A 13,120-nucleotide genomic window follows, 5' to 3' on the forward strand; every position below is an offset into this window, starting at 1 on the left:
TGGAGTTTTTCGTGTTCAGAAAAAGCATTTCAGCTTTAATATTGTCAGCATCTGCCTGTGCTAATGCCAATGTTTATGATTCAAATCAGCATATTGAGTTTTCGTACAATGTAGATCAAGCTGAATCTGAGACACTTTTTGTTAACTCCTATTCATTTCATGTCAAAGACCCTTATTCTTTGGGTTTAACCGAAAATGACCTAAAACTCGAAGGACCCGGCCTCCCTAAGTACCTTACCATCTCCGATGGCAAAGATTGGGACTATCTAATGGGTCAAACTTACACTATTTTGGGTTTAAGTGTTGCGACAGTAGGATTAATGACCCTTCTCCCCGAGTCCATCACTAAGTGGGATGAAGAAGACCGAGACCTCAGCGGCTTAGGTTCAAAATGGAAAGACAATGTTACCTCTGGCCCTACTTGGGATCGCGACGAGCACTTCTTAAACTACATCATGCACCCCTATTTTGGTGGTGTTTATTACACGGCGGCGAGACACGCTGGGTTTAACGAGTTTGAATCTTTCCTTTACTCAGCAACCATGTCGACATTCTTCTGGGAATACGGAGTAGAAGCTTTCGCTGAAGTTCCCTCATGGCAGGATATCTTTATCACACCATTCTTTGGCGCTATCGTTGGTGAGATGATGTTTGAGGCAGAACAAGGCATAGTGACATCTGGTGGAGAAGTCTGGGGCTCAGAAACAATGGGCGATGTAACGCTATTTTTCCTCAACCCTGTTGGTCACATCCACGGTTGGGTCAGTGGTGCTTGGGGTGGCAGCGCGGAGTTTCAATACAGTAGTAACCCATGGTTTGGCAACAAAGATGCAGCTAAGTTCGCTATGGATGCCGGAGCAAGTTACGACAGCGTATTCTATGGCGTCGAGATGAAAGTAACGTTCTAACTGCAAAGGTTTATGAAAAAGCGATGTCATACATCGCTTTTTTTGTGCTCGCTATAAAAGATCGTTAACGACGACAACAATTTAGCGGCAAAAGTTGACTTAGGTCAAACCTAACCTATAGCACCATCCTAAACTGAAGTTAGGCATTCAATTGTCTTTCGTCACCGCATTGGTGAAAAGATCATGCCTTTCTTAGTATTAGGAGGCCCGGTATGAACAGCACGTTTATTGTTAACTTTGTGGGTAAAGCAACACCCGCTACCATCAAGCAACTTGCCGCTATTACGCACGAAAATGGCGGTAAATGGCTCATCAGTAAAGTTAATTTCATCGAAGACCAAGTTGCGGCGGTGATTAAAGTAGAGTTACCAAGCGCGAATGAACAGTTAGTTAAAGAAGCCTTTACTTCGCACCCAGATTTATTGGTTCAAATTTCTGATTCTGATCACAACGCGCACGATGGCGCTGCAATTTATCAATTAAGGCTAGACTCGAATGATCGTGCTGGCATTGTCAATGAGATCACTCACGTACTTGATGGACAAGGCATTAGTATTTTAGATATGGATTGCCAACGCGTATTCATTGCGGGTGGTGGTGGCGTTAGCTCAAGTTTATTCACTGCCAACTTGTCAATTAGACTACCAAATCAACTCGATATTAAAGATGTCGCGAATGAGTTGGAATCACTCAGTGAAGATACTCGAGTACTGGTTGAAAGCTAAATCTGACGTGAAAAGAGAGCGTTAACCCGCCCTCTTTTTCGTTTGTTATATCCGTATTTACACTACTGACCACTGAGACAGCGAGCGTTTAAAGTCTGAGTAATCAAACTCGTTAAGTTTTTGAATCTCGCCACTTGAGCGTTGACAGTAAACCGACGGCATACGCAGACCGTTAAACCAGTTCAGTTTCACCATGGTGTAGCCCGCACTATCAAGAATATGCAGACGTTGGCCAATTTCTAGTGGCTGCTCGAAGTTCGCCACACAGAACTGGTCTCCTGCAAGACATGAACACGAACCGATAACGTATTCGTGCTCGCCTTTGTCAGACGCTTCTAGAATCGATGCAGGCTCGTTGTAGATCAGGGTATCCAAGCGATGCGCTTCTGTGGCTGAGTCCACAATCGCAGTCTTCTTTACGTTCTCAACGATATCAACCACTGTGACCACTAGGTCAGTCGTCTTGGTAATGATCGCTTCACCCGGTTCTAGGTACATTTGCACGCCGTGTTTTTCAGCAAAGGCTTTTAGCGCTAGGCCAAGCTTTTCGATGTCATAACCCGGCCATGTGAAGAATACACCGCCGCCCATGCTCACCCAATCCAGCTTATCTAGGTACTCACCAAACTGCTCAGAGATTGAATCAAGTAAACCGATAAAGGCATCTACATCTTTGTTCTCACAGTTCATGTGGAACATCACACCGTCAATCCCTTCAAAGACTTCTGGTTTGATGTGGTCGGCCTGAACACCAAGACGAGAAAACTGACGAGCTGGGTTCGCTAAGTCTTGGCCTGCGTAACTCACACCAGGATTCAAACGAAGACCAATCGACGCTTTACCTTCCACGATATGGCGGTAAGCAGCGAGTTGTGATTGTGAGTTAAAGATCATCTTATCACAGATATCGGCGACTTCGCGCACGTCATCTTCGCTGTAGCCCACGCTGTACGCGTGTGTTTCGCCACCAAACGTTTCATGACCCAGTTTTACCTCAAATGGACCCGAACTTGTCGTACCGTCAAGGTAGGGTTTGATGATGTCGAATACACCCCAAGTTGAGAAACACTTCAGTGCTAACACCAGCTTCACACCAGAGATTTCTTTCAGCTGTTTCGCTTTCTCTAGGTTCTCAATCAACTTGTCTTCATTGATCATGAAGTACGGAGTTTTAAGTTCGTTGTGTTGCATTTAAATACCTTAAGCTCCCTCGCCTAAACGAAGGCACTATAAAACCGAACAAAGCCGACGCTGATGCATCGGCTTAGATTTTAATTAATTCAAGATTAGCCCGAGTTTAACTAGTTATTTTTTAAGCTCGTGGATAACGGGTAAGCCTTGACTTGGTTCCAACTCCTGAACGTGCCAGTCCAGACCGATAGAAGGCATTGTTTCTAGGAACGGATCTGGGTCTAGCTGTTCCATGTTGAACACGCCTTTATCTGCCCACTTACCGCGGAAGAATTGCAGTGCTGCGGTGATCGCTGGTACACCAGTAGTGTAAGAGATCGCTTGGTGCTCTACGTCTTCGTATGCCACTTCGTGGTCAGCGTTGTTGTAGATAAATACGCTGCGTTCAACGCCGTCTTTCTTACCTTGAACCCAAGTACCGATACAGGTTAGGCCAGTGTAACCCGGTGCAAGTGAAGTTGGATCTGGTAGTAGTGCTTTCAATACGTGTAGAGGCTGTACTACTGTGCCGTCGTGTAGCGTTAACGGATCTGGGCTTAGTAGACCGATGTCACGCATTACGTTGAAGTAGTTTAGGTAGCGGTCACCGAAACCCATCCAGAACTCAATACGCTTGGCTGGGATGAACTCTTTCATTGAACGAACTTCATCGTGTGCCATTGAGTACACTTTGTGTGAACCACAGTTCGGGAAATCAAACTCAAGCATACGTGAGTGACAAGGTACTTGTTTCCACTCGCCATTTTCCCAGTAGAAAGAGTCGCCTTGGATTTCCAGCATGTTGGTTTCTGGGTCAAAGTTTGTCGCAAACTTCTTACCGTGGTCGCCAGCATTCACGTCCATGACGTCGATTGTATCGATTTCGTCAAACAAGTGCTTCACCGCGTATGCTGCAAATACAGAGACTACACCCGGATCGAAGCCTGCACCTAAGATACCTGTGATACCCGCTTCCGCGAACTTCTCACGGTAGCCCCATTGCCAGTCGTATGCTTGTGGTACTTGTTGGCCTTCGCTGCATAGGTCAACCGCCACTGACGTATCTAAGTAAGATACTTTGGCTTGGTAACACGCTTCCATGATTGGCATGTTTACCCACGGAGGACCCGCGTTGATCACTAGGTCTGGCTGAACTTCTTTAATTAGAGCAACCAATGAATCTACGTCGTCAGCATTTACTGCTCGAGCGTCTAGCTTCTTAGTTGAGTCTTTCAGATTGTTTTTCTTCTGAATAGACTCGATGATTTTCTCACACTTACCAATAGTACGTGATGCGATTGTGATATCACCCAGTACGTCGTTGTTTTGAGCTGCTTTGTGTGCAACTACCCAGCCAACGCCGCCTGCACCAATCTGTAGAACTGCCATAGTTTTTCGTTACCTTTATTTAACTAGCTCAGCCGCTAGAGTGTTGATTTTATTAAGTAAAGATTCGAAATCCGAAATCTTCAAACAAGGGTTTAGGATAGTGAATTTCAGCGCGGATTTGCCGTCCACTACCGTTTCACCAAGTACTGCTACGCCGCGAACCAACGCTTCCAGTCTCAGCGCTTTGTTGAGCTCATCTACATCCACTGCTTCATGGCGAACCGCACGGAACAACACCGTAGAAAGCGCAGGTTCAGCCAATAGCTCGAATCCTTCACTGTGACGGACGAGATCCGCAACTTGTTGTGTTTGAGCCAACAAGTGATCGTACATCGCCCCTAGTGTTCTTGGACCGACGTTTTGCATCGTCATAAAGACTTTCAATGCGTCAAAACGTTTGGTCGTCGCGATGGATTTGTCTACCAAGTTTGGTAGTTCGTCGTGTTCGCGGTTCAAGTAATCTGCATGGTGAAGCAAGAACTTGAAGTTCGCTTTATCGTTGACAAGCAACGCACCACAACTGATTGTTTGGTAGAACAGTTTGTGGAAGTCGACACTCACTGACTCTGCGCGCTCTATGCCTTTCAGACGGTTTTTGTGGCTACTTAGAATCAGTGCACCACCGTAAGCACCGTCTACATGCATCCACATCGCATGTTTTTGAGCCATATCCGCGATAAAATCCAAATCATCGATTGCACCGTGATCGGTCGTACCTGCTGTACCAACAATAGCAAACGGGATTAAGCCTTCTGATTTCGCTTGTTCAATCACTGCGTCTAGCTTGCTTACATCCATCGTGCCGTCTGCATTGGCATCAACTGCAAGAATTGCTTTTTCACCCAGTCCCATCCAAGACGCCGATTTTTGCACCGTGAAGTGTGATTTTTTCGAACATACGATACGTAGCTTATCCGCGTAGTCAGGAAGGCCTAGCTTTTGAATTGAGTGACCGCTTAACTTATCTGCAATCCAGTCCCGAGCCAGCATTAGACCCATTTGGTTACTTTGCGTACCACCACTAGTAAAAATACCGTCCGACTTATCGCCTAACTCGTACTTATCACATAGCCAATCCACTACTTTTTGCTCTACGTATGTCGCAGAAGAGGCTTGGTCCCATGAATCCATAGATTGGTTCAATGCGGCGATCATGGCTTCTGCCGCCACTGCTGGCATCAACGGTGGAGTATGTAGGTGTGCGATACAGTCTGGGTGTTGAACAAAGATAGAGTTCTTCGCGACTAAGTCCGCAGTTTCACCAATAACATCAATCAGTGGTGCGTTCTTATTATCTAGATCAACCGCGTTGATAGCATGTTCTAAGAGCTTTGGCTCAAGACCTGAGTATGGTGCTTTCACTTGCTCAAAAACTGATTTCATTGCTGCCGTGGTGTGGTTCATCACTTTAGCAAACTCAGCACTGCCCATCTCACCGGTATGGATGAAGTGCTGCTTCCAGCTCTCATTCAAGTGCTCTGCATCAACCTTGTTGCCACCTGCAACTAGGATGGCTTCTTCCAGAACGCGGAGTGCAAAGTCGATCTGCTCGAAAGAGATGATGAGTGGTGGTAAGAAACGAATAACTGATCCTTCACGACCGCCTTTTTCAACCATTAGGCCACGTTCTAGCGCAGCACGTTGAATTTTCAGTGTCAGGTCGCCATCCGCAACTGGCTCACCAAACTTGTTGAGTTCGCTGCCCGGTTCACGGATTTCTACGCCTAGCATCAAGCCTTTACCACGAACTTCTGCAATGCAGTCTACGCGCTTTTGTATCGCTTCTAAGCCATGACGTAAGTATTGACCGGCGATATTTGCGTGTTCAACTAGGTTGTCACGCTCGATAATTTCAAGTGCTTTAGCGCCAGATACCATGGCGAGTTGGTTGCCACGGAACGTACCCGTATGCTCACCTGGCTTCCATGTATCGTGCTGTTTGTTGATCACCAATAGTGACATTGGCATACCGCCGCCGATCGCTTTAGACAAACACAATACATCGGGAACGATGCCCGATTCTTCGAAAGCAAAGTTGTAGCCTGTTTTACCGACACCACATTGAATCTCATCAAAGATCAGTAGGATGCCATGCTCGTCGCATATACGACGAAGTTCACGCAGCCAGAATGCTGGTGCAGGGATAACACCGCCCTCACCTTGCACTGGCTCAACGACGATCGCTGCAGGCTTCATAATGCCCGCTTCATCATCGTTTAGAAGACGTTCGATATAACGAATGCTCGCTTTCGCGCCCTCGTCACCACCAAGGCCAAACGGACAACGGAGGTTGTATGGGAATGGCATAAAGTGCACATCTGACATTAAGCCAGTGCGACGCGCTTTAGTGCCTAGGTTACCCATCATGCCCATGGTACCGTTAGTCATGCCATGGTATGCGCCGCGGAAAGCAAACATGGTGTTGCGACCTGTTGTTTGCTTGGCGAGCTTGATAGCCGCTTCAACCGCATCGGCACCCGATGGGCCACAGAACTGAATCACGCAATTGTCAGCAAGTTCACTTGGTAAGAAGTGTTTTACTGTCTTAATGAAATGCGTTTTCGCTTGGGTCGCAATATCGAGTGTTTGATATGGTAGACCGCTGTCCAATTGCTCTTTCAGTGCTTGATTAATTTCTGGATGGTTATAGCCAAGGGCCAAAGTGCCCGCGCCAGCTAGACAGTCTAAAAACAACTGACTGCGCGTATCTTCGACTAGTGCACCATAAGCTTGCTTAATCGCAATAGGCAGACGACGTGGGTATGAACGCACTTCAGATTCGTGCTGTTCTTGATCTAAAAGGATTTGATCCGGCGTCAGATCGTAAGTTCCTTCCAGTACTGGAATTTGAGTTGAAAACGGAGTAGCGATAGCTGTGTTAATCACAATGGTATCGGCTTCAAAGGCTGTGCTCATAATATAATCCCTTGAAATAGAATGCGTTCCCCTTGTCAGAGCAAACTCTGGCTTACGGGGACAATAAACCGAATACGCTTATAATAAATAGCGTGTACGGAAAAACGATCCATCTAAAATGGATTGCAAAACAAGAGATTAGATCAAGGTTCAGTAATGCAACTGTCTTGTAAAACAGGGCATTGAGGAAGAACTAAGCTGATTAATGTGTGTTTGTTAAGTGAGTTCAATGTTGGGTTTCCCATTCACATGCCGCAATGCGACAAAAGTATCCCGTCTATCGACAAAAGGACTTGTCGATACCTACCCTACGTGATGTTCACTCAGCCCGAATGCCATCACGCGTCTCCCCCAGAATATCCAAATACAGACTCATCTCCGAGATTGCGGCGAAAAGTATCACAAATTGCTTTGCTCTAGCAACCAGTTTTGGATCACTGCAGGGCAATTTACTAACTATTTTATCACTATGATAGCTGACGTCATTCAAGGTTCTCATCCACCTCTGACTGTGACTCCATCAGATAATCACTAATAAAATAGAGCAAGCTATCACTCTGATCTTCCGTCAAGCCTTGGTTAATCAATTCTGAAGTGGACTCTTCACCATCCCCTGCTGCTGTCGCATAGTCACTATCACGAGTGAGATCGACGCCCTGCTCCAAAAGTTCATGCGCAGAAGAGATATCATCACCTAACTCAACTTTTTTCGTAACGCTACCGCTCTCAAATAGTTGTATGTCGAAGTCCGAAATTGCCGTCGCACCTTGCCCGACAACAACAATGATTTCACCGGGCCCAGGGGTTTCTCCAGGAAGCAAATTTCTCACGTTCCCATTGATATCAATAACGACTGTGGTATTCGCTAAAGCGATCAATAGACAAGACAATAACTTCATACAAGACTCCCCAGTAACAACTGCAATTCCTGCTACTTTTGTTGAAAAGGCACATAAAAATGAAACCCAGTATTTTAAATTTAGAATCTTTCTTAATGAGTAACTACTCAAGTAGCAAAAAAGTCCTAACGAAAGTATAAAAAATCAAGACGATAATGAAACTTTTTTGGCATCAAATTCACACTTATTCTGTTTGTAAACTAAGCTTGAGGTAACGCGTGTTGGTTGAACAAAGATGACAAGAAATTACCTGTTTAAACTAACGACTTAATACTCATTGAGGAGGCTCCCTTGAACTGGAAAAAAACACTACTAGCCAGTTGCGTTACTGCGCTTAGTTTGTCTGTTCACTCTCAAACTTTAGAACAAGCAGTAGCGATAACTTTGGCAACCAGCCCCGAACTCAAAGGTGCTTATAACGAGTTTCAGAGTGCCGTCAAACAAAGCGATGCAGCCAGTGGCGCTTACCTACCGAGTATCGACCTAGATGCCGGGATTGGTTATGAAGGCATTAATCCCGCAGAATCTACAGGTAACCCTGATACGGATCTAACACGTAAAGAAGCGACCATTAGCCTTACTCAACTTATTTGGGATGGCAATGCAACACTGAACGATATTGATCGAACCTCAGCAGAAGCTGAATCTCTGAGGTGGAAATTGCTCGCAGATGCGTCAGATTTGGCACTCAAGGTGACAGAAGTTTATCTGGATGCGGTCAAAGCCAAAGACATTTTAGACTTGTCAGAAAGTAATCTGGCTGTGCACAAACGTATCTACAAAGATATTCAAAAGAGAGCCGTGTCTGGGATTGGCTCAACAGCGGACGTTTCACAAGTCGAAGCACGGATAGCAAAAGCCCATGGTAACCTACTTGCTGCGCAAAATAATCTGGTTGATACACATACCCAATTTAGGCGTCTGGTCGGGCAATCCCCTCTAGGCCTAATATACCCGCGTGCTGATGAGACGAAAATTCCTCTCTCTCTCACTGATGCGTTGGTCAAAGCTTTTGATGTGCATCCCATCATACAAGTGTCTAAAGTCGATGTGGATTCGGCGCGTTTTCAGTACAAGCAATCAAAAGGCAATTATTACCCAACGTTTTCAATCGAAGCGAGTCAAACTTGGCGTGACGATGCTGGTGGTGATAGAGGCAGCAGTGATGAGACCCTCGCAATGCTGCGTATGAGATACAATCTCTATAACGGTGGTTCAGACAGTGATCTCTCTGAACGTGCGGCGTTCCAACTCAATAAAGCGAAAGATTTGCGCGATAACGCCTACCGTCAAGTCGAAGAAAGCTTAAAGTTGTCTTGGAGTGCACTGGATTTAACTCTGCAACAGAAAAACTTTCTGGCTGACCATGTCGATTCTGCCTCTGAGACGGTTATTGCTTACGGTAAGCAATATAAAATCGGTCAGCGTACGTTACTCGACCTTCTCAATACAGAAAACGAATTATTTGAAGCACGTAAAGACTACTTAGATGCACACTACGCGGAGCAGTACGCTAAGTACCGCGTAATGAACGCGACAGGTAATTTGCTAGATGCACTGCTTGTTGATACTCCGAAAGAGTGGTCACAACCTGTGGAGTACTAATATGGATGTTAAATACTTAATACCCCTGATGTCTATCGCTGTTGCCAGCTATGCAGTCGCAGAGCAAGACGAATACGATTACATCGAGACACCTGTTGCGAATCAAATATCCGACCTAGTCGATGACGATAGCGATGGCGTTGTTAATGCTCGTGATATATGTCCTGACACACCTGAAGGATCACAAGTAGATAATGACGGGTGTGGTGAAACAATCGCAAACCAGGAACAACTTCAATTAAGAATTCTGTTTGATAATGACTCGTATGAAATTAACCCTATTTTCTCTAATCAAATTAGCAGCATGGCTGATTTCTTGGAAAAATATCAAAGTGCATCAATTCAAATTCAGGGCTATGCGAGCAAGATTGGTACTCCAGTGTACAATCTGGAACTATCAAAGCAGCGAGCAAATGCCGTTGAACAAGAGCTGCTTTCCTACGATGTGGAACCAGATAGAGTCACTATTGTTGGTTATGGTGAAGATAGGTTAGAAGCTGAGGGGGATGATGAAACCGCGCACGCACTCAATCGCCGTGTTACTGCGACCGTAGTCGGCTTAACTGAAGCCGTCGTTGAAGAGTGGACCATATTCAGTGTAATTGAAAAATAATCCATAAGTGTTATCCGAAAAAAGAAACGCCCCTTGCAAAAATGCAAGGGGCGTTGAATTATTTGCTCAATTCAATTGCACAATCAATCTTGCTTTATAACAAATATGTCTTCCAAATCCTGAGTTAAACTTGTAATTGTAAAACCGATTAACTCAATAGATACAGAATCGTTGCCATTAACAACATCTACGACTACTCCAGAATCATCTGCATTATTTTCTGCAGATGCAGCGATAGAGTCCAGAATATCTATCGCTTCCTGATCAGTGGCATCGCTAAATATATCTGTTAGATCAATTTTATCCCCTTGAGAAACACTGAAATCTTTAACAACATCCGTAGAACCATCTAAGTGTAGATCCAGCCACTTAAATATATCAGCCCCATCACCACCAGACAACACATCACTGCCTTCTCCGCCGATTAACGTGTCCTCACCACCTTGCCCATAAAGTGTGTCATTCCCTTTACCGCCATCTAGCAGATCATCCCCACCTTCCTGCTCGTCGTTAAAGCCGTAATTGGCATGATTTTCTTTAATAAACTCATACAGTTCATCTTCAGTAGGAACGACTCCATTTACTTCTGTTAACAAACTGATTAACCCTGCAATACCCGCACCTTCTTCAGGTAATTCACTTGGTCTTTCAGGGTTACCATTAACGCCCCAAGGCAAATTATCGGTATTGATTGCATCACCAAATAGAACATCATCTCCGCTGTAGCTAATTAGTGTGTCGTCCCCTAAATCACTAAGCTGATCATAGCTAGTCTCCCCAATTAACGCAGCAAGTAGCTCTTCAGAACTATTTACAATTTCAACACTTCCAGACGCCGGTGTATTGTCAAACTGTTCTAACGTATCTGTCGGTATCCCATTTCCGATACCAATCGCGCGAACCACGCTCTGTGCAGACAATATTGCAAAGTCATCCAATGCATTATCAACATCTGCGTTGTTCTGTGTTGCTCCAGAGTTTGAGTTATCACCAACATAAGTTGTAGGAACACCATCAGTGATGAATAAGGTTAGATTTGAATAATTTGCCGATGCTTGATCATCAAACCAATCATTAGCTTCTTGTATAGCAGCTTCGTAATTCGTCGAACGTCCTACATATCCTCCGCTAGCATTTCCGTTAGCGTCACCTAACGTCAACGCACTTATAGCAGAAATAATATCGTTCACGCCATTGCCATGATTTAGATCACTTAATTCAAATGCCAATGTGGCAGATGAGCCAAACGCAATTAACGATACATTTAGAGTTCCTGTATGAGTATTTAGTTGGTTTATATAGGAAATTAAAGCACTTTTCATCACGCTTAGACGAGTTCCCCCATCCATACTGTCACCCATACTACCTGATATATCGGCTAAAATGGCAATGTTGTAATTCTGTGCTGGAACAATAACGGTTTCATAACCGCCTGGGTCACCTAACAGGACATCGTCACCACCATGTGCTCCTACTTCATCATCACCAGGGGTACCTACAAATAGGCCACCATCAGGAGAAGTGCTTGAATTGAACGAAATAGAAGCACTATCACTCGAACCACTGCTGTCAGTCGCAGTGTAGGCTACAGTTTCTGTAATCTCCGTTGTAAGTACGTCTATTCCCTGAAGAGTAACATTTGAATTCTTCGTTCCGTTTTCTAACCCACCTTGAGTTGTAAAAACTCTTACTTGGTCAAAGCCGTCAGTAAAATCGATGTGGGCAGAGAACTCACCTGAGCCATCATAAACACTGCCAGGATTGCCATCGTCATCATATATTAACTCCTCAACAACAATCCCATCTCTCAAAAGCAAGACATGAATTTGGGCGTCAGCACTGCTGGTATCGTTGTAGTTACCCCATACGCTACCAAAATGTACCTCTGCTTCTGTAATTAGTACATCAGCACGACCATCGTTAATATGGGTAAAGTCGACATCAATATAATCTTTCGAAGTTACATCGATCTCCTTGTTGCCAACACCGAGTCCCTCTTCATTTGAAGCAGAATCATAATATAGTAGAGCAGAATTCAACACAGAGTCCTCATCTGGACGTAAACCTGTATAATTTCCCCCAGAAACAATCACGCCACTATCTAATTCAAATGAAGTTACAGTACCATCAGCAAAGTTATCTGCAAAATCATATGCAGCATCCAGACTCAGTAATTCATTAGCGTTAGCATGTTGCTCATACTCTAATATAGAATCGTCATAGAGCACTGAATTGGTATCTACGACTGTGCGAGTATTGCCATCGACTAAATAAATAGTGCCAAAAGTCGGTAATTGATTGATATTAATCTGTGTAATTCTGTTATCCAAGTGAGATGCGTCATCCTCAACATCAGTAACGACGTCAATTTGATTTCCCTGAGCATCTTCTTCTGTATCAAAGTCAAACTGCACAATATTGGTGTCGCTTGAGAGAGAAACAGCAAAATCGTTCGCGTTGACAGGGTCATTGACACCATGAATAGTAATTTCAACGTCATGACTATCAGCATCATCCAATGTTGACACCCTAAATGTTTCAACAATTTTCTCTCCACCAGTTAGTTGCTGTACAAGTGGACTAGCATTGTCAACGCTGTAGCTCCAATTACCTAACGCATCAATAGCAAATGTGCCTAGTGCTGACCCTCCGAGGCTATTCGGGCCATTTGTCGTACTGCCGACAAATGAAGGGGTGGTGTTAAACTCTCCGTCACCATCCGCGTCTTGAACCGACAGTGTTCCTGTGACTTCAAGTTGAACGCCCTCGACATCCAAGTTGGTATCCACATCTTCCGTCACCGACCCACTGTCATCATCCCCTTCACCAAGACAGATATCGGATGGGTCTTCCGCACCATTAATCGTAATCGTAATGGTTTGCGTGTCAGCGCCA

At 44.7% G+C, this 13,120-nt stretch carries 9 protein-coding genes; 4 read left to right on the top strand and 5 right to left on the bottom strand.

Annotated features, from left to right (window positions below; translation table 11 throughout):
* Window positions 1–11: 11 nt before the first annotated feature.
* Together TW81_RS17845 and TW81_RS17850 are read left to right on the top strand one after the other, a co-directional pair.
* On the top strand, window positions 12–908 hold the full coding sequence (locus TW81_RS17845; RefSeq protein ID WP_045957097.1) for a DUF3943 domain-containing protein: 897 nt from the start codon (window positions 12–14) through the stop codon (window positions 906–908).
* A gap of 212 nt (window positions 909–1,120) precedes the next feature.
* Window positions 1,121–1,633, top strand: coding sequence for a glycine cleavage system transcriptional repressor (locus tag TW81_RS17850; protein ID WP_045957098.1), 513 nt, complete (start codon window positions 1,121–1,123; stop codon window positions 1,631–1,633).
* Between the two features lie 57 nt (window positions 1,634–1,690).
* On the opposite strand, the gene nspC is transcribed toward TW81_RS17850, so the two are convergent.
* The 4 genes from nspC to TW81_RS17875 form a co-directional block, all read right to left on the bottom strand.
* A complete protein-coding gene (gene nspC, locus TW81_RS17855) occupies window positions 1,691–2,824 on the bottom strand; it encodes a carboxynorspermidine decarboxylase (RefSeq protein WP_045957099.1) in 1,134 nt (377 codons plus the stop codon).
* Between the two features lie 114 nt (window positions 2,825–2,938).
* Complete coding sequence (locus TW81_RS17860) at window positions 2,939–4,192, bottom strand: carboxynorspermidine synthase (protein ID WP_045957100.1); 1,254 nt, start codon at window positions 4,190–4,192, stop codon at window positions 2,939–2,941.
* A gap of 15 nt (window positions 4,193–4,207) precedes the next feature.
* Window positions 4,208–7,108 (bottom strand): pyridoxal phosphate-dependent class III aminotransferase, encoded by a 2,901-nt coding sequence (locus TW81_RS17865; protein WP_045957101.1) that lies wholly within the window; start codon window positions 7,106–7,108, stop codon window positions 4,208–4,210.
* 482 nt (window positions 7,109–7,590) lie between these two features.
* Window positions 7,591–8,007 carry a hypothetical protein gene (locus TW81_RS17875; RefSeq protein ID WP_045957103.1) on the bottom strand — a complete coding sequence of 139 codons (417 nt, stop codon included), beginning with the start codon at window positions 8,005–8,007 and terminating at the stop codon, window positions 7,591–7,593.
* A gap of 291 nt (window positions 8,008–8,298) precedes the next feature.
* Here TW81_RS17875 and TW81_RS17880 point away from each other — a divergent pair, with 291 nt between their 5' ends.
* Window positions 8,299–9,612: a TolC family outer membrane protein gene (locus tag TW81_RS17880; RefSeq protein ID WP_045957104.1), complete on the top strand. Its 1,314-nt coding sequence runs from the start codon at window positions 8,299–8,301 to the stop codon at window positions 9,610–9,612.
* Between the two features lies 1 nt (window position 9,613).
* Entirely contained in the window at window positions 9,614–10,225 is a 612-nt protein-coding gene (locus TW81_RS17885) for an OmpA family protein (RefSeq protein ID WP_045957105.1), read from the top strand.
* Window positions 10,226–10,308: 83 nt separating this feature from the next.
* Here the strand turns inward: TW81_RS17885 and TW81_RS17890 are convergent.
* Window positions 10,309–13,120: VCBS domain-containing protein (locus TW81_RS17890; RefSeq protein ID WP_045957106.1), on the bottom strand; the 2,812-nt coding region annotated here is incomplete at its 5' end.

It is taken from the genome of Vibrio galatheae (genome assembly GCF_000967545.1).
Lineage (GTDB): Bacteria > Pseudomonadota > Gammaproteobacteria > Enterobacterales > Vibrionaceae > Vibrio > Vibrio galatheae.

What these genes read in the sequence shown, in the direction of transcription:
- TW81_RS17850 (WP_045957098.1), top strand. Translation starts at nt 1,121, where the DNA reads ATGAACAGCACGTTTATTGTTAACTTTGTGGGTAAAGCAACACCCGCT.
- nspC (WP_045957099.1), bottom strand. Translation starts at nt 2,824, where the DNA reads ATGCAACACAACGAACTTAAAACTCCGTACTTCATGATCAATGAAGAC.
- TW81_RS17860 (WP_045957100.1), bottom strand. Translation starts at nt 4,192, where the DNA reads ATGGCAGTTCTACAGATTGGTGCAGGCGGCGTTGGCTGGGTAGTTGCA.
- TW81_RS17865 (WP_045957101.1), bottom strand. Translation starts at nt 7,108, where the DNA reads ATGAGCACAGCCTTTGAAGCCGATACCATTGTGATTAACACAGCTATC.
- TW81_RS17875 (WP_045957103.1), bottom strand. Translation starts at nt 8,007, where the DNA reads ATGAAGTTATTGTCTTGTCTATTGATCGCTTTAGCGAATACCACAGTC.
- TW81_RS17885 (WP_045957105.1), top strand. Translation starts at nt 9,614, where the DNA reads ATGGATGTTAAATACTTAATACCCCTGATGTCTATCGCTGTTGCCAGC.